Origin of the sequence: Enterobacter cloacae complex sp. ECNIH7, from assembly GCF_002208095.1 — a bacterium.
Classification (GTDB): domain Bacteria; phylum Pseudomonadota; class Gammaproteobacteria; order Enterobacterales; family Enterobacteriaceae; genus Enterobacter; species Enterobacter cloacae_M.
Genome location: NZ_CP017990.1, coordinates 4,758,669 through 4,780,376, shown reverse-complemented (window position 1 = coordinate 4,780,376; position 21,708 = coordinate 4,758,669). Strand labels below are relative to the sequence as shown.

Genomic DNA, 21,708 nt, shown 5'->3' with positions numbered 1-21,708 from the left:
GCAACTTTCGTTGCCTTTTTGTTTTTACCTACAGCTTCGGTCCTGCGCTCACCAGCGCAGCACCCGCCGGGGTATCGGTATACTTCTCGAAGTTCTCGATAAACAGCTTCGCCAGCGATTCCGCTTTCTCGCGCCACTGCTCCGGAGAACCGTACGTGTTGCGCGGGTCGAGGATATGCGTATCCACACCCGGCAGCGACGTTGGGATCGCCAGGTCAAACATCGGCAGCGTAAAGGTTTCGGCGTCGTCAAGAGAACCATCCAGAATGGCGTCGATAATCGCGCGGGTATCTTTGATAGAGATACGTTTGCCGGTACCGTTCCAGCCGGTGTTCACCAGGTAGGCCTGCGCGCCGGATGCCTGCATGCGTTTCACCAGCACTTCAGCGTACTGCGTCGGGTGCAGCGACAGGAAAGCCGCGCCGAAGCAGGCGGAGAAGGTTGGGGTTGGCTCCGTCACGCCGCGCTCGGTACCCGCCAGCTTGGCGGTGAAGCCGGAGAGGAAGTGGTACTGCGTCTGGCTGGCCGTCAGGCGAGACACCGGAGGCAGCACGCCGAACGCATCCGCCGTCAGGAAAATGACCTTCGTGGCATGACCCGCTTTTGACACCGGCTTCACGATATTGTCGATGTGGTAGATCGGGTAAGAGACGCGGGTGTTTTCCGTTTTCGACGCATCGTCGAAGTCGATGGAGCCGTCGGCACGCACGGTGACGTTTTCCAGCAGCGCATCGCGACGGATCGCGTGGAAGATATCCGGCTCGGCCTCTTCAGACAGGCGAATGGTCTTCGCGTAGCAGCCGCCTTCAAAGTTGAATACGCCGTCGTCATCCCAGCCGTGTTCGTCATCGCCAATCAGGCGACGTTTTGGATCGGTGGACAGGGTGGTTTTCCCGGTGCCGGACAGGCCGAAGAATACCGCCACGTCGCCTTTTTCACCGACGTTAGCCGAGCAGTGCATGGAGGCGATACCGCGCAGCGGCAGCAGGTAGTTCATGACCGAGAACATCCCTTTCTTCATTTCGCCGCCGTACCAGGTACCGCCGATCAGCTGGATACGTTCGGTCAGGTTGAAGGCCACAAAGTTTTCGGAGTTCAGACCCTGCTCTTTCCACTGTGGGTTAGTGCATTTCGCACCGTTCATCACGATGAAATCCGGGGTGAAATCCTGCAGCTCTTCGTCGGTTGGACGAATAAACATGTTTTTCACGAAATGCGCCTGCCAGGCCACTTCAGTGATAAAACGCACGGAGAGACGGGTATCGGCGTTAGCGCCGCAGAAAGCGTCGACAATAAACAGACGCTTGCCGGAAAGTTGATGGGTGACGAGCCCTTTCAGGTGCTGCCAGGTTTCCGGGGAGAGCGGTTTGTTGTCGTTCTTCCCTTTGCCCTTGTCAGCCCACCACAGCGTATCGCGGGTGGTTTCGTCTCGGACGATATACTTATCTTTCGGCGAACGACCGGTAAAGATACCGGTATCGACGGCGATAGCACCAAGATTCGTCAACACACCACGCTCGTATCCTTCCAGTGCTGGATTGAGCTCTTCCTGATACAGCGTATCGTAGTCGGGGTTGTAGACGATTTCCTGGACGTCGTGAATACCATAAGCCTTGAGATCTTGCGGGGTTAAACCAGTAACACGCATATCACTGCTCCTTAGCCAATATGTACTGCCTGAAATTGTAGGGTTTTTCTGAGGGTGTTAACCGCGACGGGGCTCATAGATTTACGCATCTGGACAAAACCCTTACTAACGGAAAACGCTGCGACTCCAGTCACAGCGCAGGCGGATTATCGCAGGAATCGCTTTTTGGTTGGGGAAAATGTTCCGAAAAGGTTAAAGAGTGGTGATTTTATCGGAAAGAATGTGAATGTAATCGCATACACGTAAGAAAATTACGTAAGAGTTACATAAGGAAAACGATTCAGCTTAAGCGGGGGTTTTTGCCCCTCACACCAGCCTCTCCAAAAGGGGAGAGGGTTAGGGTGAGGGGAAAGGGGTTTAGTGAACCTGCGGATCCGCCGGGGAGGCGTTATTGCGGATCTCAGCGATATCCATCGAATTGAACACGTAGTGCGTACCGCAGTAGTCACAGTGCATATCAATTTCGCCGTCTTCCGCCATGATGCTGTCGATCTCTTCATCCGGCAGGGTTTTCAGCGCGCCAGCGCAGCGCTCGCGGGAGCAGGTGCACTTAAATTCCACGGACTGCGGATCGTAAACCGTCACTTCTTCTTCGTGGTACAGACGCCACAGCACGTCGGTCGCCGACAGGTTGAACAGCTCTTCCGCTTTGATGGTTTCGGTCAGCGTTGCCAGGTGCTCAAAGTCATTGGTCTGCGCGTCCTGCGCAGGCAGAACCTGCAGCAGCATACCGCCGGCAGCAGGCTGACCGTCCACTTCACCGGTGCGGATGAAGAGACGCGTCGGCAGCTGTTCAGAACGCATGAAGTAATCTTCCAGGCAGGCTGCCAGGGTATCGCCTTCCAGACCCACCACGCCCTGATAGCGCTCGCCTTCCTCAGGGGAGATGGTGATCACCAGGTAGCCATTACCCACCAGCGTTTTGAGGTCTGCATTTTCAGGCACGTCGCCCTGAACGCGCGCCACGCCGCGCATCTGCTGCTGGTTATTGCCGTTGATCACCGCCAGCGTCATCGGGCCGTCACCCTGCAGCTGCACGGTGATATCACCGGCAAACTTCAGCGTAGCCGTCAGCAGGCTGGTGGCAACCAGCAGTTCGCCCAACAGGGTCTTCACCGGCAGCGGGTAGTTGTGGTTTTCCAGAATCTGTTTCCAGGTTTCGGATACGGTGACCAGCTCGCCGCGCACGGCGAATTGTTCAAACAGATAGCGGTGTAATTGGTCGTGTTGGGCCATTTTCATCTCTCGTGCGGGTGAGGTTAATCAGTCTCACCGTGTTTAAATTTCATCAGATCGCGGCGCTCTTTTTTATCCGGTCGCCGGTCCGGGTGGGGCATCGTCAGCGCGTTCATTTTGCGCGCCAGCGCGGTCTTCTCGCGCTTTTCAATGCTCTCCGCCGTCTCTTCATAAAGCAGTACGGCTTCCGCTGCGGGTCGACGCTGTTCGGTAACGGCTTTAATCACCACAGTACGTTCATCGTTGCCCTGACGCAGCGTTAAGGTGGCATTTAGCTCAACCAGCTTGCTCGGTTTGCTGCGCTGGCCGTTGTAATGCACTTTTCCGCCGTCAACCATCTCGCGGGCAAGGGCGCGTGTTTTGTAAAAACGCGCTGCCCACAGCCATTTATCCAGTCTTACCCCGTCAGAGGGTTTTTCTTTCATGGCGTCTCCTTCACGGTCAGTGAGGGGATCATCTGGCGATAGTCGTTCAGCCCAGGGTGGCGCAGATAGCTTTTTTCAGCCAGGCCAGAGTCAGGATTGGTCACGCCCAGACAGTAGCGAATGCCAAACCTTGCCGCAGAATCCAGAATGGGCTCGCTGTCATCAATGAACAGCGTACGTTCTGGCTGCAAACCCGTCTCTTCCCTCACCGCATGCCACAACCGCTGATCCTCTTTCGGATAACCAAATGTGTGGGTGGAAAGTAATAAATCAAGGTGCGACGCCAGACCCGTATGCTCCAGCTTCACCGCCAGATTATGTGGATGCGCGTTGGTCAGCAAAATACGGCGCTTGCCGCTGGCTTTCAGCGCATCCAGAAAGGGCACGGTGTCCTCGCGCAGAACGGCGCGCGGGCCCTGGGCGGTGGTCATGGCACAAATATCCAAACCGAGGCGCTCGCTCCAGTAGTCAAGACAGTACCAGTTTAGCGTATGTTGCACCGCGCTATATTGCGAACGAATGAATGCCTGCGCTTCTGCCGGGGAGATCCCCTGCTGCTCGCCATAGGTTTCAGGCACCAGCGTTTGCCAGAAATAGTTATCAAAGGCGAGATCGAGCAGCGTGCCGTCCATATCCAGCAGAACGGTATCTACCTCCTGCCAGGCGATATCAAGATGCATAAGGGGGAACTCCAGCCAGAAGAAACGTGCGCGACAGGGTAGCACATCTTGCCGCGCAACGACGTTATCAGATCAGGCTCTCAGACGAGGGGATCAGCTTAGGATTGAGGCAGTTTTCATAATACTGCTGGATGTCGGCAAGCCGGGTGCGCGAGCGCTGGTAGCGGCGCAGGGCCATAAAGCCGTTCCAGAAAATGGCGATCAGCATCGCGGTCATCAGCAGAGAGGTGCCGATGTAACGCCACAAGCCTGCGCTATCCGGCATCCGATGCAGGCCGATATGGCGAGTGCCGTTGGCGTCGGTATAAATACTCGTGACAATCCCTTCGGCGCTGAACGGCGTTTGCATCAGCATCTGCGCCAGGCGCTGGAACTGGCTCCACTGCTCCTGAGCCGGGTAGTCATAAAGCGCGACCTGCGGGTAGGGCTGATCGACCAGGTCGCTGCCTTCATCGCTTGCTATCACAAAGCCGCCCGGCGCCGGGCTGTTCAGCGCCTGAGCCGCGCGGGTGGTCTCGCGCATCATGAACGGCGACGTCGAGGTGGCGACCAGGTTATCCAGCGATTCAGCGCTCACCGGACGCAGCAGGACATTAACGCCATCCAGTCGTCCCGCTTCGGCGCGTTTCACCAGCGAGTCCCAGTCTTTGCTGTTCCCCAGGTTTACCAGGGCGTTTTTAAGGCGTATGCACTCATCCTGAGAGGAGCATAAATCCTGCGTTTTCAGGACGATGTCACCAAAATCATCCAGCAGAACCATGCCTGATTTCTGAATGGCCGAGCGCAGCGCGGGGCTGACGCGCGAATCATCGTCCGGTTTCGGGTGCAGCTGGCGGTTAACCGTCTGGGTGAGCGCCGTGGCCTTGTTCACCACTTCGGATTCCGGCAGCGGCAGCGGCGGCGCGTCGTTCCAGATAATTTGCGAACAGTCGAACGGCATGAACGGCGAGTTCTGACGCGTGTTCCACGCCCCCGGCGTGTGAATATTACACATCCCGGTCCCCTTCAGGCGCAGCGTGTCCCCCACGCGTACACCGGCTTCATCCAGTTTATTGACGCTGCTCGCTTCAATGGTTTGCGCCCCTTTGATCCACGACAGGGTGAATTTAATGGGCATATCCAGCGGCACGAAAAGCAGCAGCATGGCTAAGACCAGCGCGGCGCCGCCGGCAATGACCGTACTGCGTAGCCAGTGCTGAAGCGGGAAATTTTTCACTTCATCATGCAGGGATAAGAAACGCCCCTGGCGCACAACGTGGCGGTCAAGGTAGATATCAATATCGGTTTTCTGCCCTAAGTCCTGCGCGATCCACGGCTGCCAGTGGCGCGGGTAGATCAGGTCGATAATACCGAGCGAAATATTGTTGAGATGTTCCTGATCGTTTTCACCGAACAGGCCCCAGCGCTTTGGCGTCCCACGCAGGCAGTGGATCTCGCGCAACGAGGTTTTGGCCGGGGGGGCAAAGAGACCCCAAAGCCCGCCGGCCAGCAGCAGCACCGCGCCGCCAGCCAGCCAGGGGACAAACACATCCGGCGTGAGCAGGCAGATAAAAAAGAGCAGGAAGGCAGCAACGATCAGAATGGCTTCACGGATGCCGTCCGGGCGGCTCAGGGCGTACTCTTCATGCGTTTCCTGGCGAATGTTCAGCAGTTCGATCTGCTCTGTCTCTTCGCCACGAATGGACGCCTGCGTTGAACTTGCGCGTTCCAGCGCAAAACGCGGGGCTTCCTGAAGGTATTCATTCAGCGTATGGCCGTTAAGCGTGATAACCAGAGGCAATGAATCGGTGTGAATCAGCTCAACGCTGTTTTCGTCATTAATGTACTGCTCCCAGGACGGGGGCAGATGCACTTCGACGGAATCAAGGTAATAACGCCATTTGTTGGGGTCATCAGTGGTGATGCCATAGCGCGTGATGGAGCGCGTCACGCAGAGCACGGTATCACTTTGCGCATTAAGCTTTAGCGCGACGGGCGCAGCAGTGGCTCCCGTTGGGCCAGGCGTTAACTGGGTACGGTTCAGGATTTCGAGATAGTTTTCAACCGCATCGCGCTCGTCCTGCGTGAGTTTACGCGTGCTCGCACCCGCAAATGCATTTAAAAAGGGCAGACGATAACGGCGCTGTACGCGGCGCCTGTACAACCATCCTGCAACAAACGCGCCGGCCAGCATAGCAGCGAGAACAATCAAAATGGTGCTCATGCTTTCCCCATCTTACTTATCTTCTTACAGGTGTAGTCAGTAGCACCTTTACATTGAATGAGAGTCTGTGGCTGGCTATCGGCAAGTATGGAGTCGAACTTGAGCATTCTGAAGCGCATCCCAGTGACCGGTGATGATAGCAAAGCCTGTTATGGCGCGATATCAGCAAATTCCTGGAAACATTTCAACCTCTTGACATTTGTTTTGAATTGAGGATTGATCCCAGTTACGTTGCATAAATGTAAATAAAGAGCGATTGACATTGCCGAAACCGTGCGGCATATCGCACAATAACGCCAGTTCTCACTGCTAAGACCCATCAAGATGAGCAAACCACTACAAAAACCCACCATTCTGAATGTAGAAACTGTCGCCAAATCGCGCCTGTTTAATGTCGAAAGTGTGGACCTGGAGTTCAGCAACGGTGTGCGTCGCGTTTATGAACGTATGCGCCCCTCTTCGCGCGAAGCGGTGATGATTGTTCCCATTGTCGACGATCATCTGATTTTGATCCGCGAATACGCTGTGGGAACGGAATCTTACGAGCTTGGGTTCTCGAAAGGGCTTATCGACCCGGGTGAAACCGTCTTTGAAGCGGCAAACCGCGAGCTAAAAGAAGAGGTGGGCTTTGGTGCGAATGAGCTTTCATTCCTGAAAAAGCTGAGCATGGCGCCGTCCTATTTTTCCAGCAAAATGAATATCGTGGTGGCTGAAGACCTCTATCCTGAATCGCTGGAAGGGGATGAGCCGGAGCCGCTGCCGCAGGTTCGCTGGCCGCTAGCGCACCTGATGGATCTGCTGGAAGACCCTGACTTTAATGAGGCTCGCAACGTGAGCGCGCTGTTCCTGGTACGGGAATGGTTGAAGGGGCAGGGGCGACTGTAGTGGCCTGATGCCTCACCCCAACCCTCTCCCACGGGAGAGAGAGCAAACACAAAAACGGCAACCAGAGGTTGCCGTTTTGCTTTGTTGTCAGAACAGCTCGTGCGTCTCGCCGTTATCAATAATCTCTGTCCCCACCTCGTGCACCGCCTGCGTGGTTGGCTGCGTGCCCTCGATGAAATACTCTTCGCGACTATTACCGCCGTTGGCGAGCTGACCGGTGCTGCGGTCGATATTAACCGTCACCACGCCTGGCGGTGGCGTTAACGGCTGCTCCGGCACGCCTTCAAGAACGGACTTCATGTAGGCGTCCCAGGCCGGCTGCGCGCTCTTCGCACCGCCTTCGTAGCCGGAGATCTGATCCTTAATCGCGCCGGAGGCCGTTGTACGACCTAAGTCACGGCGGTGATCGTCGAAACCGATCCAAACCGATGTCACCACGCCCGGGCCGTAGCCGGAGAACCACGCGTCTTTCGAGCTGTTGGTTGTCCCCGTTTTACCGCCGATATCATGGCGCTGCAAATCACGCCCTGCGCGCCAGCCTGTGCCCTGCCAGCCCGGTTCACCGAAGATGTTGGTGTTCAGCGCGCTTTTGATCAGGAAGGACAGCGGCGTGTTGATCACATGCGGGGCATACTCCGGCGCGCCGGTCTGTGCCACCAGAGACTGGTTAGCCTGCTCGAGCTGCGGCTGCGGCACGACGCCGTTCTGCTGCTCCTGAGACACGGCAGGGTCTTCCATGTCCTTGTTTTCAAGCACGTCGGATTTCGGCGTATTGCCATAAATGACCGGAATATCGCAGTCAGGGCAGGCAATCTTCGGCTTCGCTTCGAACAGCACGCCGCCCTGATCGTTTTCAATCTTGCTGATGAAGTACGGATCAATCAGGAAGCCGCCGTTGGCCATCACCGAGTACCCGCGTGCGACCTGAAGCGGCGTAAACGAGGCGGAGCCTAACGCCAGCGACTCGGTGCGAACGATGTTCTGCGCCGGGAAACCGAAGCGCTGCAGATACTCTGCGGCATAGTCGACGCCCATCGCGCGCATGGCGCGCACCATCACCACGTTTTTCGACTGTCCCAGGCCCTGACGGAGACGAATTGGGCCGGCATACTCCGCAGGGGAGTTGTTCGGCTGCCAGTCGGAACCGGCACCGGCATCCCAGCGGGAGATTGGCACGTCGTTAAGGATGCTGGCGAGGGTCAAGCCTTTATCCATCGCTGCCGTGTAGAGGAACGGTTTGATATTGGAACCGACCTGACGCAGCGCCTGGGTGGCGCGGTTAAATTTGCTCTGGTTGAAATCAAACCCGCCGACCAGGGCCAGGATGGCACCGTTCTGTGGATTGATAGAGACCAGGGCCGAGTTGACGTCCGGCACCTGTGCCAGCCACCAGGATTCGCCTACCTTCCGCACCCAGATTTGCTGCCCGGTCTGCACGGCATCGGTCACTTTACGCGGCGTTGCGCCCTGCAGGGTATCCGAGCGGTAAGGACGCGCCCAGCGGATACCGTCCATACGCAGCGAGACGGAAGTACCGTCCGCGAGCGTCGCAACGGCTTCCTGAGGATCGGCCTGCGTCACCACGGCAGGAAGGAGCGGACCATAGGTTGGCAGCGCCTTCAGCGTACTGGTGATTTTTTTACTGTCCCACGCGCTTTCGCCCACTTTCCAGAGCACGTTTGACGGGCCGCGATAGCCGTGACGCATATCGTAGTCCATCACGTTGTTCCGCACCGCTTCCTGAGCCGCCTGCTGGACCTTACGGGTGACGGTGGTGTACACGCGATAGCCATCTTCGTAGGCCTTGTCACCATAGCGATTCACCATCTCCTGACGAACCATTTCGGTCAGGTAAGGGGACGCGAAAGCGATCTCAGGGGCGTGGTAGTTTGCGTCAATCACATCGTTACGCGCCTGGTCGTACTCGCTCTGGCTGATGTAGCCTTCGCTCAGCATGCGTGACAGGACGACGTTACGGCGCGCGGTGGCGCGATCGAGCGAGTAGAGCGGGTTAAACGTGGACGGCGCTTTCGGCAGACCAGCAATGGTTGCCATTTCGCTTAAGGTGAGTTGCTCAACGGGCTTACCGAAGTACACCTGTGCGGCAGCCCCCACGCCATAGGCTCGGTAACCCAGGTAGATTTTGTTGAGGTACAGCTCAAGGATTTCGTCTTTGCTCAGCAGCTGCTCAATACGGATCGCGAGGAACACCTCTTTGATCTTACGTATCAGCGTCTTTTCAGGGCTGAGGAAGAAGTTACGCGCCAGCTGCTGCGTAATGGTACTCGCCCCCTGAGAGGCGTGACCAGAGAATAACGCAATGCTCGCGGCACGGAAAATCCCCACCGGATCGACACCGTGGTGCTCGTAAAAACGGCTGTCCTCCGTGGCGATAAAGGCTTTCACCATCACGGGTGGAATTTGGTTTAAGGTCAGCGGAATACGACGCTTCTCGCCATACTGCGCCATCAGCTCGCCATCGGCGCTATAGACTTGCATCGGGATCTGGAGGCGCACATCGCGAAGCGTGGCGACATCAGGTAGCTGTGGCTCAATATATTTGTACAAACCGTAAATCGAGCCTGCTCCCAGCAGAATGCAACAGACTGCAAGGATGAATAAATACTTTACGAACTTCACCGGAGATTTCCCATTTGGTTTCACTTGGGCAGTTTCTAAACAATCGCGCGGTAGTATAAAGGCAAGCCTGATTCATTGATATAGCCGTCAACCCGACGGGCGATAAGGAGATCGTGAAGCATGGCTTTCAAAATATGGCAAACGGGCGTTCATATTCAACAGGATAGGGTGCTGATCGTCGCCCTGGCCCGGGAGAAGTTGGGCTGGTGCATGCGCCGCTGGTGGGCGATTCCTCTGGACGAGGGCATCATTCGTGACGGCAAAATTTGTCAGCCAGAACAGCTGGTTGATGCGTTACGCGACTGGCGCAAAACGCTGCCGCACTACCATCGGGTATTCCTCTCTTTCCCGGCAGCACGCACTCTGCAACGGGCGCTCCCCCGCCCGACCGTTGCGCTGCGCGACAGCGAGCAGCTCTCATGGCTTGGTGCGGCGCTCGCGCGCGAACTGGAGATGTCTGCTGATACGCTCTGTTTCGATTACGCGCAGGATACCTTCAGCAATACCTTTCACGTGACCGCCGCGCAAAACAACGAGATCGACACCCTACTGGCGCTGGCGAAAACGCTGCGTTTGCGGCTGGTGGCCATTACGCCGGATGCCAGCGCGCTGGCGAATCTTCTTCCCGCGGTGGCGCCAGCGACGTGCGTCGCCTGGCGGGACGATCGGCAGTGGCTGTGGGCGATGCGCCACCAGTGGGGACGCCGCATTACCACAGAAGCCGAAAACCTGTCTGAGCTTTCAGCGCTGCTGGGGCTTGGTTCGGATGACATCGCGCTGTTTGATACCCGACGTGATCCGTGGGAAATCCTGGAACGCTGCCATGCCCCGCTACCGGACTGCGGCGCTGATTATACCGTTGCGCTGGCGTTGGCCATGAGCGAGGTGCCCGGATGAGCATCATGAACTTTCTGCCCTGGCGACAGCAGAGACGCGCGCGATGCCTGCACTTCTGGGGCGGAATGTGTGTCGGCACCGTGCTGTTAATGTTCGCGATCATTTTCTGCCTGCGGATAAACCCTCTTATGAGGCTGCACGCGCTGCAAACGGAGCTGACGGGAACGCAGACCGTGCAGCACGCGCTTGCCTCCCGGCAGAAACTCGCCTCACAGGCGCAGAAGCCAGCGCAGACCCTTCAACGACGCGCATGGCAACCGGTGCTGGAGTCCCTTTCCCGCGCCACTCCTTCACAGGTCTGGCTGACAGAGCTTCGCTATCAGCCTCCTGCTCTGACGCTGAGCGGGTATGCCATAACCCTGTCAGCCCTGTCTGCTCTGCGCGATGCGCTGGGCCAAATAGCGGGTTTTACGCCCGGAACGGCGGGTGAGCTTCGGCAGGACAGCCAGGGGCGGTGGATGTTCACCCTCCATCTTAAAAGCGAGGGGTAACGCATGGGCACCCTGTTAGAACGCTGGTGCGAAAGCCGTCCCTGGTATCGGGTGCTTTTTTGGTGTCTGGGGAGTCTCCTGGCAGGACTGGCCGCGTGGGGCACCTTGCTCAGACCGCTAGACAGGCAGTGTGCTGAACGACAGCGACAGATGATTCAGGACGCAAGGACGAACGCGGCGTTATGGCCTGCCGTCAGAAAGGTGCCGTTTCGTCCGGAAACAACGGACACACTGGCGCTGACGGCGTTTTCCCCGCTCGATTTTCAGGGCGATAACGCGACGCTGGTTCACTGGAAGCCGCTGCAGAACGGAGGGGAACTGATGCTGGAGGTGGAGTGGCAGGCTCTCCCGGTGCTTTTTTCCCGGCTGGCGCAGCGGGATGTGCAGATAGCCGCTTTCGCGATTGCACCACAAGGTACAGCGTTGCGCCTGCGGCTGGAGCTGGAACATGCGAAATAGCGCGCGATATTTGCTGGTTTGCTCAGCGCTGCTATTGACCGGCATGCGCGATCCGTTTCGCCCGCCGGACGATCCCTGCGCCATAGGCGAGCTGGCGCAGTGGCGCTACCGCGGCATGGTGGGAGGACAGCAGGCTATCGGCATTTTACAGGATGGGCAAAAGCGCTGGTACCGCCTGAAGATGCATGAGCGCTTCCCGGCAGGCTGGACGATAACAGCCATCAATGAAACGGAACTGGTTGTTGATGTGGGTGACACATGTGAACCAGGAACATGGACGTGGCAACGAGAAGGAACGAATAAGAATGAATTTACGGATAATGCTGTGGCTGCTGGCGTTCAGCCATCCGCTGTGGGCCGCCGCGCCAAAACCGGTCACGCTGGTGGTGGATGACGTGCCTGTAGTCCAGGTGCTGCAGAGCCTGGTTGCACAGGAGAACCGAAATCTGGTGATATCGCCTGACGTCGGCGGCACGCTTTCGCTCAACCTGACGCGCGTCCCCTGGCGTCAAGCGTTACAGACGGTTGCCACCAGCGCTGGCCTTGTTTTGCGAGAGGAGGGCGGCATTTTTTATGTGCATACCGCGGCCTGGCAGCGTGAGCAGCAGGAACGTTCAGAACAGGAGCGAACGCGTCGACAGCTTGATGCGCCGCTGGTGTCTCACAGCATCGCTTTGTCCTATGCCGATGCCGGAGAGCTGCAAAAAGACGCGGAAAAGCTCCTGAGCCCAAAGGGAAGTTTGTCTCTCGACAAACGCACCAACCGGCTGCTGATTCGGGATAACCAGACGGTGGTGGAGACGCTGCAGCGCTGGGCCGCTCAGATGGATATTCCCGTCGAACAGGTCGAGCTGGCGGCGCATATTGTGACCATTAATGAAAAAAGCCTGCGTGAGCTGGGGGTGAAGTGGAATCTCGCCGACGCCGCCGACGCGGGCAAGGTTGGCCAGCTCACCACGCTTGGCAGCGATCTATCCGTCGCCAGCGCCACCAGCCACGTGGGTTTTAACATCGGACGGATCAATGGTCGGCTGCTGGATCTGGAGCTCTCTGCGCTGGAGCAAAAACAGCAGGTCGATATCATCGCCAGCCCGCGGCTGCTGGCCTCGCATATGCAGCCGGCCAGCATCAAGCAGGGGAGTGAAATCCCGTATCAGGTCTCAAGCGGTGAAAGCGGGGCAACCTCCGTTGAGTTTAAAGAGGCCGTATTAGGAATGGAGGTCACACCGGTGGTCTTACCGGGTGGGCGCGTGCGCCTGAAATTGCACATCAGCGAAAATATGCCGGGACAGGTTCTGCAGCAGGCTGACGGCGAAACGCTGGCGATCGACAAACAGGAGATAGAAACCCAGGTGGAGGTAAAAAGTGGAGAAACGCTGGCGTTGGGCGGAATTTTTTCGCAGAAGAACAAAACCGGCAGCGACAGCGTGCCTGGGCTGGGGAAAATCCCCTGGCTTGGACAGCTTTTTCGCCACGATGGTAAGGATAATGAACGGCGCGAGCTAGTGGTGTTTATTACACCACGTCTGGTCGGTATTCGCTGACGGGTAACGATCCCCGCAATGATTTTGCATTCAGTTTGTTGCAGATGTTTGACGTGGGGCATGAATTAGCATACAAGGAGTACCGATTTGAGTTGGACTTACGTCTTATTACCTTATGCGCCCGACGCGGTGATTTAATCAGTTGCCAAACAAGCCGGAGTATTGAGATAATTTTTAGTCTGACTCTCGCTCTATTGCATATGAGGTTTCAGTTCATGTCCTGCTACGCTGGGTGTCTGCGAAGCGGGGATTACCATTAACGAATAGTCTTAGTAGTACCGATAAAATGGCAGAGAAACGCAATATCTTTCTGGTTGGGCCTATGGGTGCCGGCAAAAGCACTATTGGGCGTCAGTTAGCTCAACAACTCAATATGGAATTTTACGATTCTGATCAAGAGATTGAGAAACGAACCGGAGCTGATGTGGGCTGGGTTTTCGATGTAGAAGGCGAAGAAGGTTTCCGTGACCGAGAAGAAAAAGTGATCAACGAACTCACGGAAAAACAGGGCATCGTTCTGGCAACAGGCGGCGGTTCTGTGAAATCTCGCGAAACCCGTAACCGTCTCTCCGCCCGTGGCGTAGTGGTCTATCTTGAGACGACCATCGAGAAACAGCTGGCACGTACGCAGCGCGATAAAAAGCGCCCGCTGCTGCAGGTTGAAACGCCACCACGCGAAGTTCTGGAAGCGTTGGCCGATGAACGCAATCCGCTGTATGAAGAGATTGCCGACGTGACCATTCGTACTGACGACCAGAGCGCTAAAGTGGTTGCAAACCAGATTATTCATATGCTGGAAAGCAACTGATTCTGGCTTTATATACACTCGCCTGCGGGTAAAAGCATTAAAGGTGGATGTCGCGTCATGGAGAGGATTACAGTTACTCTCGGGGAACGTAGTTACCCTATCACCATCGCGGCTGGTTTGTTTAACGACCCAGCTTCCTTTTTACCACTGAAAGCGGGTGATCAGGCGATGCTGGTCACCAATGAGACGCTGGCTCCGCTTTATCTCGACCGCGTACGCCACCTGCTTGAGCAGGCGGGCGTAAAAGTCGACAGTGTGATTCTCCCCGATGGCGAGCAGTATAAAAGCCTGACGGTACTGGATACCGTCTTTACCGCATTGCTGCAAAAACCGCACGGTCGCGATACAACACTGCTTGCCCTGGGCGGCGGTGTTGTGGGCGATCTGACCGGCTTTGCGGCCGCAAGCTATCAACGTGGCGTCCGTTTTATTCAAATCCCGACCACGTTGCTGTCCCAGGTCGACTCCTCTGTGGGTGGCAAAACGGCAGTCAACCATCCGCTCGGCAAAAACATGATTGGCGCGTTCTACCAGCCCGCATCGGTGGTGGTGGATCTCGACTGTCTGAAAACGCTGCCGAAGCGCGAGCTGGCTTCGGGTCTGGCGGAAGTGATCAAATACGGCATTATTCTTGATGGCGAGTTCTTTAGCTGGCTTGAAGAGAATATGGATGCGCTGCTGTGCCTGGATGAGGCTAAACTGGCATACTGCATTCGTCGTTGTTGTGAACTGAAAGCAGAAGTTGTTGCAGCAGACGAGCGTGAAACGGGCTTACGTGCTTTACTGAATCTTGGGCATACGTTTGGCCATGCCATTGAAGCCGAGATGGGTTATGGCAACTGGCTGCACGGTGAAGCCGTCGCGGCCGGTATGGTCATGGCAGCCCGCACCTCTGAACGTCTGGGGCAGTTTAAACCTGAAGAGACGGCGCGCATCATTGCGCTGCTTGAACGTGCAGGTTTGCCGGTAACCGGGCCGCAGGAGATGTCGGCGCAAGCGTATTTACCCCACATGATGCGCGATAAAAAAGTATTGGCAGGTGAGATGCGTCTTGTACTCCCGCTTGCAATAGGGAAGAGTGAAGTGCGCGGCGGAGTGCCGCACGATGTCGTTCTTGGCGCTATCGCTGATTGTCAGCAGGCGTAACAACTAGAAAGGTCAGGCCACTGTCGCAGGTGGTCGTTTAGCTTCAGGCGAAATGCAAAGTCGTTAGCATAAGCCTTTGAGTGGGGTGTTAAATGGATGAATTCAAACCAGAAGACGAGCTGAAACCCGATCCCAGCGATCGTCGTACTGGTCGTTCTCGTCAATCTTCAGAACGTGATAACGAGCCGCAGATCAACTTTGACGATGTTGATCTGGATGCAGACGATCGTCGCCCTTCGCGCAGCCGCAACGCGCACGAAGAGCGAGCAGAAGAGGATTATGAGTCCGAAGAAGATTCAATGGACGAACAGCCTGTAGAGCGTCGCCCGCGTAAACGTAAAAAAGCCGCTGCGCCGAAACCGGCTTCCCGCCAGTACATTATGATGGGCCTTGGCGTTCTGGTGCTTGTGCTGCTGATTGTCGGCATTGGCTCCGCGCTTAAAGCACCGTCAACGAACTCAACCGAGCAAACTGCTTCCGCTGAGAAGAGCATCAACCTGTCCGGTAACGATGCGACTAATCAGGCGAATGGCGCACAGCCTGCGCCGGGTGCGACTTCCGCAGAGCAGACCGCAGGTAACACCACAGCGCCGCAGGATGTTTCTCTACCGCCCGTTTCTTCAACCCCTGCTCAGGGTCAGGCACCTGCTACGCCTGAAGGCCAGCAGCGCGTAGAAGTTCAGGGAGATCTGAACAATGCGCTGACGCAGCCGCAGAACCAGCAGCAGGTTGATAACGTCGTGGTTAACTCTACGCTGCCAACTGAGCCGGCAACCGTTGCCCCGATTCGCGGTGGTAACGCTCAGCCACAAACGGCTGCGACGGAAACCAAACCGCGCCAGACGCAGGCTGCGACGCGTCCTGAACGTAAGCAGGCGGTGATTGAGCCTAAGCGTGAAACCAAACCTCAGGCAGTCGTGAAAGCGCCTGAAGTGAAAGCTGCACCGGCACAGCCGAAACACACCGAAACGGCTGCGGTGAGCGAGCCTGCTAAAGCGCCAGTCACGCAGACCGCGCCGAAAGCAACGGCGACCACAGCTGCACCTGCAGCAACAGCTCCGGCAGCCACGGCAGCAGCCTCCAGCGCCGCAGCAGGCAAAACGGCAGGTAACGTTGGCTCGCTGAAGTCTGCGCCATCCAGCAACTACACGCTGCAGCTGAGCAGTTCGTCTAACTATGACAACCTCAACGGTTGGGCGAAGAAATCAAATCTGAAAAACTACGTTGTTTATCAGACGACCCGCAACGGTCAGCCGTGGTATGTGCTGGTCAGCGGCGTTTATTCGTCCAAAGATGAAGCGAAACGTGCCGTAGCGGCACTGCCAGCTGATGTTCAGGCGAAAAACCCATGGGCGAAGCCGATTCATCAGGTTCAGGCCGATCTGAAGTAATGTTTAAAGCGCAGGATGCTGTCGGAGCTTTCTCCACAGCCGGAGAAGGTGTAATCAGTTAGTCAGCATGAAAAAAAATCGCGCTTTTCTGAAATGGGCAGGGGGGAAATACCCCCTGCTCGATGATATTAAAAAGCACCTGCCAAAAGGCGAGTGTCTAATCGAGCCTTTCGTAGGTGCGGGATCGGTGTTCCTCAACACCGATTTTTCTCGTTATATCCTGGCGGATATCAACAACGACCTTATCAGCCTCTATAACATTGTTAAGCTGCGTACCGAAGAGTATGTCGCAGAGGCGCGCAAACTGTTTACGCCGGAGAATAATCACCCGGACGTTTACTACCAGTTCCGCACTGAGTTTAATCAGAGCCAGGATCCGTTCCGCAGAGCGTTGCTGTTCCTCTATCTCAACCGTCATGGTTACAACGGCCTGTGCCGCTATAACCTGCGCGGGGAATTTAACGTGCCGTTTGGTCGCTATAAGCGCCCGTATTTCCCGCAGGACGAGCTGTACCACTTTGCCGAAAAAGCGCAGAACGCAGAGTTTCATTGCCTCTCATATGAAGAGTGTATGGAACTGGCAGGCGTAAACTCGGTGGTTTACTGTGACCCGCCTTACGCACCACTGTCTGCAACGGCGAATTTCACCGCTTATCACACCAACAGCTTCAGCCCGGCCGAACAGGCTCGTCTGGCGGAGATGGCGGAAAAGCTAGTCAGCAAAAGAATTCCGGTGTTAATTTCGAATCACGACACGCCTGATACGCGCGAATGGTACAAAGCCGCGAAGCATTTTCAGGTCAAAGTGCGGCGTAGCATTAGCAGCAACGGCGGCACACGTAAAAAGGTGGACGAACTTCTGGCTCTTTATCGCCCCTGAGCCGTTTTGCCCGCCGGTAAACACATTTCAAGGAGAAGCGGATGAAACAGTTTTTGATTGCTCCCTCAATTCTGTCGGCCGATTTTGCCCGCCTGGGTGAAGACACCGCCAAAGCTCTCGCGGCTGGCGCAGATGTTGTCCATTTCGACGTGATGGATAACCACTACGTCCCTAACCTGACCATTGGCCCAATGGTGCTCAAGGCATTACGCAACTATGGCATTACCGCGCCGATCGACGTTCACCTGATGGTGAAGCCTGTCGATCGCATCGTGCCTGACTTCGCCGCAGCGGGTGCCAGCATCATCACTTTCCATCCGGAAGCCTCTGAACACGTGGACCGCACGCTGCAGCTGATCAAAGAGAACGGCTGCAAGGCGGGCCTGGTGTTTAATCCGGCCACGCCGCTGAGCTATCTCGACTATGTCATGGACAAGCTGGATGTGATTCTGCTGATGTCCGTTAACCCGGGCTTTGGCGGTCAGTCGTTTATCCCCCACACGCTGGATAAGCTGCGTGAGGTGCGCCGTCGTATTGACGAGTCAGGCTACGATATTCGCCTGGAAGTGGACGGCGGTGTGAAAGTGAATAACATTGGTGAAATTGCGGCAGCCGGTGCGGATATGTTTGTTGCCGGTTCAGCCATTTTCGACCAACCGGATTACAAAAAAGTCATTGATGAAATGCGCCGCGAGCTGGCGAAGGTAAGTCATGGATAAATTGCAGGCAATTCGGGGTATCGCATTTGACCTCGACGGCACGCTGGTCGACAGCGCGCCGGGCTTAACGAGCGCCGTAGACCAGGCGCTGTACGCCCTTGAACTCCCCGTTGCGGGGGAAGAGCGCGTGGTAACGTGGATTGGCAACGGTGCCGATGTTCTGATGGAGCGCGCGTTGACGTGGGCGCGTCAGGAGCGCGCGTCGCAGCGTTCCGCGCAGGGTAAACCGAGCGTTGACCACGCTGACATCCCTAAGGATGAGCAGCTGCGGATTCTGCGCAAACTGTTCGATCGTTTCTACGAAGAGACCGTCGAGGAGGGCAGCTTCCTGTTCCCGGACGTTCAGGAAACGCTGAGCGCGCTGCACGCGAAGGGCATTCCGCTGGGGCTGGTGACCAACAAACCGACCCCGTTTGTTGCGCCTCTGCTGGAAGCGCTGGATATCGCTAAGTATTTCTCCGTGATTGTGGGCGGCGACGACGTGCAGAACAAAAAGCCGCATCCGGAACCGCTGTTGCTGGTGGCAGGAAAATTATCCTTAACCCCTGCGGAGCTGCTCTTTGTTGGGGATTCGCGCAATGATATTCTGGCTGCCCGAGCGGCAGGGTGTCCTTCCGTCGGATTAACCTATGGCTACAACTACGGTGAAGCCATCACGCTAAGTGAGCCGGATGTGGTCTTCGACCACTTCAAAGATTTGTTGCCCGCACTCGGGCTTTCGCACAGTGAACATCAGGAATTGAATAATGACTAAGCCCATCGTTTTTAGTGGCGCACAGCCTTCAGGTGAATTGACCATTGGTAACTACATGGGTGCGTTACGTCAGTGGGTCAGCATGCAGGATGAGTACCATTGCATTTACTGCATCGTCGATCTCCACGCGATTACCGCGCGTCAGGATCCTGAGAAGCTGCGTAAAGCCACCCTGGATACGCTGGCGCTGTACCTGGCCTGCGGCATCGATCCTGAGAAGAGCACCATTTTCGTTCAGTCTCACGTGCCGGAGCACGCGCAGCTGGGCTGGGCGCTGAACTGCTACACCTATTTCGGCGAGCTGAGCCGCATGACGCAGTTCAAGGATAAATCCGCACGCTACTCTGAAAACATCAACGCCGGCCTGTTCGACTATCCGGTGCTGATGGCGGCAGACATCCTGCTGTATCAAACCAACCAGGTGCCGGTGGGTGAAGACCAGAAGCAGCATCTGGAGCTGAGCCGCGATATCGCCCAGCGCTTTAACGCGATTTACGGCGATGTGTTCAAAGTGCCAGAGCCGTTTATTCCGAAGTCCGGCGCGCGCGTGATGTCGCTGCTGGAGCCGACCAAAAAGATGTCCAAGTCTGACGATAACCGCAACAACGTTATCGGCCTGCTGGAAGATCCGAAATCCGTCGTCAAAAAGCTCAAGCGCGCGGTCACCGACTCTGACGAGCCGCCTGTGGTGCGCTACGACGTGCAGAACAAAGCGGGTGTTTCCAACCTGCTGGATATCCTCTCCGGCGTGACTGGCCAGAGCATTCCTGAACTGGAAAAACACTTCGAAGGCAAGATGTACGGCCACCTGAAAGGTGAAGTGGCAGACGCCGTTTCCGGCATGCTGACCGAGCTGCAGGAGCGTTATCACCGCTACCGTAACGACGAAGCTTTCCTGCAGAAGGTGATGAAAGACGGCGCGGAAAAAGCCAGCGCGCGTGCGTCCGAAACCCTGAAAGCGGTGTACGAAGCGATTGGGTTTGTGGGTAAACCGTAGGTAAAAGCAAAACGGTAATCACATTACCGTTTTTAGGGTTTGTTCCCTCTCCCGGTGGGAGAGGGTCAGGGTGAGGGCATCAGGCCGCACTTCCCTAAACTAAAAAACCGGGATATCCCGGTTTTTTTACGCCTGAAAATCGCTTACTGCTCAGCCGCCGGGCCGCAACCGCCGATGATCTTCGAAATGGAGATCGCCGGATGCAGCAGGTAATCGTAGCTGCAGTTATTTTTGGTGTTCTGTACATGACCGGTGCAGGCAGTCAGAGTCGATAACAGACCAACCAGAACGGCGGCTTTTGCCAGTTTGAACATACGCATTCCTTGTCTTAAAAACGAAAGTTGGATGTAACTCAAGGGAATAAAGGGAGAAATTCCACTTCGGGGCGGTATGTTATCGACAGCGGTAAGAGGGGAGTAGTCCACATAAGGACTACTCCGCAAAGGAAGAATATGCGTTAGTGATTTGAGAACCAGTTCAGCTTCTCGCGCAGCTCAACCACGCGACCCACCACAATCAGCGCCGGGCTTTCGACCTGCTGCGCCAGTTCACCGAGCTGCGTCAGTACGCCATCCACCACGCGTTGCCTGATGGACGTACCGTTTTCCACCAGCGCAACCGGCATATCAGCCTCCATGCCGTGCTCCAGCAGCTTCGCCTGAATCGTAGCGGCCTGGTTTAGCCCCATGTAGAAGACCAGCGTCTGCTTTTCCGCGGCCAGGTTATGCCAGTCCAGCTCGCAGCCGGTTTTCAGATGGCCCGTTACCAGACGCACGCTCTGGGCATAGTCACGGTGGGTCAGCGGAATGCCAGAGTAAGCTGAGCAGCCGGATGCAGCCGTAATGCCCGGCACCACGGAGAACGGAATGCCCGCGTCACACAGGGTTTCCAGCTCCTCGCCGCCGCGACCAAAGATAAAAGGATCGCCACCCTTAAGGCGCACCACGCGCTTACCTTTCTGCGCCTCGCGCAGCAGGATCTGGTTAATCTCCTCCTGCGGCACGCAGTGATAGCCCGCCCGTTTGCCCACGAAGACGCGGTCGGCATCGCGGCGTACCAGGTTCATGATGTCATCGGAGACCAGGCGATCGTAAACCACGGTATCGGCCTGCTGGATCTGCTGTAGCCCTTTCAGCGTCAGCAAGCCTGCATCGCCGGGGCCTGCGCCCACCAGCACCACTTCGCCGCGATGGTCCAGCGGCTCGCTCAGCAGCTGTTCGGTCGTCTCTTCAACGGCTTTGGTGTCCTGATTCGCCAGAGACTGCGCCAGCCTGTCGTTCACAAAGAATTTTTCCCAGAAGCGACGGCGCTCGCCAACGGTCGAGAAGGTTTGCTTCACGCGGGAGCGGAGCTGCCCGGCGTAATGGGCAATCTGACCAAGGTGCTGCGGCAGCACGGCCTCCAGCTTTTCCCGCAGCAGGCGGGCGAGAACCGGCGAGCGTCCGCCGGACGATACCGCAATCATCAGCGGCGAGCGGTCGATAATCGACGGCATGATAAAGCTGGCCTCTTTCGGCGCATCCACCACGTTGCAGAAGATTCGGCGCACTTCGCAGGCGTCGCTGACGCGCTGGTTCACTTCATCATCATCCGTCGCGGCAATCGTCAGCCAGCAGGTATCGAGCAGAGATTCATTAAACTCACCCTGTTCCAGCGTGAGCATCCCTTCCTGGGCCCAGACCTCAAACTGTGGGGCGAAGGTGAGGGCGTTGACGGTGAGCCGGGCGCCAGCCTCTAACAGCAGGCGCGCTTTGCGTTCAGCCACGTCGCCGCCGCCCACGAGCAGGCAGTCGCGGTTGCGTAATTGACAGAAAATCGGCAGGTGATCCACGACGTTACCTCGCAGCTTTCATGGAGGGGGTAAGAATTGACGTCAGGATAACAGCAGGAATCGTACAAAACATA

21 protein-coding genes are annotated in these 21,708 nt (G+C 56.6%); 13 read left to right on the top strand and 8 right to left on the bottom strand.

The genetic code is table 11. The features are described from left to right. Positions 1-28 precede the first annotated feature (28 nt). From pckA to WM95_RS23905, 5 genes are all read right to left on the bottom strand, one after another. Complete coding sequence (gene pckA, locus WM95_RS23925) at positions 29-1,648, bottom strand: phosphoenolpyruvate carboxykinase (ATP) (protein WP_023309493.1); 1,620 nt, start codon at positions 1,646-1,648, stop codon at positions 29-31. A gap of 357 nt (positions 1,649-2,005) precedes the next feature. Further along, positions 2,006-2,890 (bottom strand): Hsp33 family molecular chaperone HslO, encoded by an 885-nt coding sequence (gene hslO / locus WM95_RS23920; RefSeq protein ID WP_161495995.1) that lies wholly within the window; start codon positions 2,888-2,890, stop codon positions 2,006-2,008. Positions 2,891-2,907: 17 nt separating this feature from the next. Continuing rightward, positions 2,908-3,309, bottom strand: coding sequence for a ribosome-associated heat shock protein Hsp15 (hslR, locus tag WM95_RS23915; protein ID WP_023309491.1), 402 nt, complete (start codon positions 3,307-3,309; stop codon positions 2,908-2,910). Beyond that, positions 3,306-3,989, bottom strand: a complete 684-nt coding sequence (gene yrfG, locus WM95_RS23910; RefSeq protein ID WP_032662264.1) for a GMP/IMP nucleotidase — start codon at positions 3,987-3,989, stop codon at positions 3,306-3,308. The genes hslR and yrfG overlap by 4 nt, the downstream gene beginning before the upstream one ends. A 67-nt stretch (positions 3,990-4,056) precedes the next feature. After that, complete coding sequence (locus WM95_RS23905) at positions 4,057-6,192, bottom strand: intracellular growth attenuator family protein (protein ID WP_047173946.1); 2,136 nt, start codon at positions 6,190-6,192, stop codon at positions 4,057-4,059. 324 nt (positions 6,193-6,516) lie between these two features. Between WM95_RS23905 and nudE the strand changes: the two genes are divergently transcribed. After that, the gene (gene nudE, locus WM95_RS23895) at positions 6,517-7,077 is read left to right on the top strand and encodes an ADP compounds hydrolase NudE (protein WP_008503041.1); all 561 of its coding nucleotides are present in this window, start codon (positions 6,517-6,519) and stop codon (positions 7,075-7,077) included. 87 nt (positions 7,078-7,164) lie between these two features. On the opposite strand, the gene mrcA is transcribed toward nudE, so the two are convergent. After that, a complete protein-coding gene (mrcA, locus tag WM95_RS23890; protein WP_063409723.1) occupies positions 7,165-9,717 on the bottom strand; it encodes a peptidoglycan glycosyltransferase/peptidoglycan DD-transpeptidase MrcA in 2,553 nt (850 codons plus the stop codon). 120 nt (positions 9,718-9,837) lie between these two features. Here mrcA and WM95_RS23885 point away from each other — a divergent pair, with 120 nt between their 5' ends. The 12 genes from WM95_RS23885 (at position 9,838) to trpS (ending at position 19,803) form a co-directional block, all read left to right on the top strand. Then, positions 9,838-10,614 carry a hypothetical protein gene (locus WM95_RS23885; protein ID WP_063409722.1) on the top strand — a complete coding sequence of 259 codons (777 nt, stop codon included), beginning with the start codon at positions 9,838-9,840 and terminating at the stop codon, positions 10,612-10,614. Next, positions 10,611-11,105: a PilN domain-containing protein gene (locus WM95_RS23880; protein ID WP_063409721.1), complete on the top strand. Its 495-nt coding sequence runs from the start codon at positions 10,611-10,613 to the stop codon at positions 11,103-11,105. The genes WM95_RS23885 and WM95_RS23880 overlap by 4 nt, the downstream gene beginning before the upstream one ends. A 3-nt stretch (positions 11,106-11,108) precedes the next feature. Then, positions 11,109-11,564: a HofO family protein gene (locus WM95_RS23875; protein ID WP_063409720.1), complete on the top strand. Its 456-nt coding sequence runs from the start codon at positions 11,109-11,111 to the stop codon at positions 11,562-11,564. Further along, the gene (locus WM95_RS23870) at positions 11,554-11,958 is read left to right on the top strand and encodes a HofP DNA utilization family protein (RefSeq protein ID WP_032667964.1); all 405 of its coding nucleotides are present in this window, start codon (positions 11,554-11,556) and stop codon (positions 11,956-11,958) included. Before WM95_RS23875 ends, WM95_RS23870 begins: the two co-directional genes overlap by 11 nt. Then, positions 11,885-13,108 carry a DNA uptake porin HofQ gene (gene hofQ / locus WM95_RS23865; protein WP_223825985.1) on the top strand — a complete coding sequence of 408 codons (1,224 nt, stop codon included), beginning with the start codon at positions 11,885-11,887 and terminating at the stop codon, positions 13,106-13,108. Before WM95_RS23870 ends, hofQ begins: the two co-directional genes overlap by 74 nt. A gap of 286 nt (positions 13,109-13,394) precedes the next feature. Continuing rightward, the gene (aroK, locus tag WM95_RS23855; protein WP_003861630.1) at positions 13,395-13,916 is read left to right on the top strand and encodes a shikimate kinase AroK; all 522 of its coding nucleotides are present in this window, start codon (positions 13,395-13,397) and stop codon (positions 13,914-13,916) included. Positions 13,917-13,973: 57 nt separating this feature from the next. Further along, the gene (gene aroB, locus WM95_RS23850; protein WP_023309482.1) at positions 13,974-15,062 is read left to right on the top strand and encodes a 3-dehydroquinate synthase; all 1,089 of its coding nucleotides are present in this window, start codon (positions 13,974-13,976) and stop codon (positions 15,060-15,062) included. 92 nt (positions 15,063-15,154) lie between these two features. Then, positions 15,155-16,453, top strand: a complete 1,299-nt coding sequence (gene damX / locus WM95_RS23845) for a cell division protein DamX (RefSeq protein WP_045403381.1) — start codon at positions 15,155-15,157, stop codon at positions 16,451-16,453. Between the two features lie 67 nt (positions 16,454-16,520). Further along, positions 16,521-17,333 carry an adenine-specific DNA-methyltransferase gene (gene dam / locus WM95_RS23840; protein WP_023309480.1) on the top strand — a complete coding sequence of 271 codons (813 nt, stop codon included), beginning with the start codon at positions 16,521-16,523 and terminating at the stop codon, positions 17,331-17,333. A 41-nt stretch (positions 17,334-17,374) separates the two neighbouring features. After that, entirely contained in the window at positions 17,375-18,052 is a 678-nt protein-coding gene (gene rpe, locus WM95_RS23835) for a ribulose-phosphate 3-epimerase (RefSeq protein WP_024907923.1), read from the top strand. Continuing rightward, complete coding sequence (gene gph, locus WM95_RS23830) at positions 18,045-18,806, top strand: phosphoglycolate phosphatase (protein WP_033146807.1); 762 nt, start codon at positions 18,045-18,047, stop codon at positions 18,804-18,806. Before rpe ends, gph begins: the two co-directional genes overlap by 8 nt. Beyond that, the gene (gene trpS, locus WM95_RS23825; RefSeq protein WP_023309477.1) at positions 18,799-19,803 is read left to right on the top strand and encodes a tryptophan--tRNA ligase; all 1,005 of its coding nucleotides are present in this window, start codon (positions 18,799-18,801) and stop codon (positions 19,801-19,803) included. The genes gph and trpS overlap by 8 nt, the downstream gene beginning before the upstream one ends. A 143-nt stretch (positions 19,804-19,946) precedes the next feature. Here the strand turns inward: trpS and WM95_RS23820 are convergent, their stop codons facing one another. Both WM95_RS23820 and cysG read right to left on the bottom strand, forming a co-directional pair. Then, entirely contained in the window at positions 19,947-20,117 is a 171-nt protein-coding gene (locus tag WM95_RS23820) for a YhfL family protein (RefSeq protein WP_047646835.1), read from the bottom strand. A 143-nt stretch (positions 20,118-20,260) separates the two neighbouring features. Beyond that, the gene (cysG, locus tag WM95_RS23815) at positions 20,261-21,634 is read right to left on the bottom strand and encodes a siroheme synthase CysG (RefSeq protein WP_088544987.1); all 1,374 of its coding nucleotides are present in this window, start codon (positions 21,632-21,634) and stop codon (positions 20,261-20,263) included. Positions 21,635-21,708: the final 74 nt, after the last annotated feature.

Excerpts from the sequence above, each read along its gene's own strand:
- pckA (WP_023309493.1), bottom strand. The coding sequence starts at position 1,648 with ATGCGTGTTACTGGTTTAACCCCGCAAGATCTCAAGGCTTATGGTATT.
- hslO (WP_161495995.1), bottom strand. The coding sequence starts at position 2,890 with ATGAAAATGGCCCAACACGACCAATTACACCGCTATCTGTTTGAACAA.
- hslR (WP_023309491.1), bottom strand. The coding sequence starts at position 3,309 with ATGAAAGAAAAACCCTCTGACGGGGTAAGACTGGATAAATGGCTGTGG.
- yrfG (WP_032662264.1), bottom strand. The coding sequence starts at position 3,989 with ATGCATCTTGATATCGCCTGGCAGGAGGTAGATACCGTTCTGCTGGAT.
- WM95_RS23905 (WP_047173946.1), bottom strand. The coding sequence starts at position 6,192 with ATGAGCACCATTTTGATTGTTCTCGCTGCTATGCTGGCCGGCGCGTTT.
- nudE (WP_008503041.1), top strand. The coding sequence starts at position 6,517 with ATGAGCAAACCACTACAAAAACCCACCATTCTGAATGTAGAAACTGTC.
- WM95_RS23885 (WP_063409722.1), top strand. The coding sequence starts at position 9,838 with ATGGCTTTCAAAATATGGCAAACGGGCGTTCATATTCAACAGGATAGG.
- WM95_RS23880 (WP_063409721.1), top strand. The coding sequence starts at position 10,611 with ATGAGCATCATGAACTTTCTGCCCTGGCGACAGCAGAGACGCGCGCGA.
- WM95_RS23875 (WP_063409720.1), top strand. The coding sequence starts at position 11,109 with ATGGGCACCCTGTTAGAACGCTGGTGCGAAAGCCGTCCCTGGTATCGG.
- WM95_RS23870 (WP_032667964.1), top strand. The coding sequence starts at position 11,554 with ATGCGAAATAGCGCGCGATATTTGCTGGTTTGCTCAGCGCTGCTATTG.
- hofQ (WP_223825985.1), top strand. The coding sequence starts at position 11,885 with ATGCTGTGGCTGCTGGCGTTCAGCCATCCGCTGTGGGCCGCCGCGCCA.
- aroK (WP_003861630.1), top strand. The coding sequence starts at position 13,395 with ATGGCAGAGAAACGCAATATCTTTCTGGTTGGGCCTATGGGTGCCGGC.
- aroB (WP_023309482.1), top strand. The coding sequence starts at position 13,974 with ATGGAGAGGATTACAGTTACTCTCGGGGAACGTAGTTACCCTATCACC.
- damX (WP_045403381.1), top strand. The coding sequence starts at position 15,155 with ATGGATGAATTCAAACCAGAAGACGAGCTGAAACCCGATCCCAGCGAT.
- dam (WP_023309480.1), top strand. The coding sequence starts at position 16,521 with ATGAAAAAAAATCGCGCTTTTCTGAAATGGGCAGGGGGGAAATACCCC.
- rpe (WP_024907923.1), top strand. The coding sequence starts at position 17,375 with ATGAAACAGTTTTTGATTGCTCCCTCAATTCTGTCGGCCGATTTTGCC.
- gph (WP_033146807.1), top strand. The coding sequence starts at position 18,045 with ATGGATAAATTGCAGGCAATTCGGGGTATCGCATTTGACCTCGACGGC.
- trpS (WP_023309477.1), top strand. The coding sequence starts at position 18,799 with ATGACTAAGCCCATCGTTTTTAGTGGCGCACAGCCTTCAGGTGAATTG.
- WM95_RS23820 (WP_047646835.1), bottom strand. The coding sequence starts at position 20,117 with ATGTTCAAACTGGCAAAAGCCGCCGTTCTGGTTGGTCTGTTATCGACT.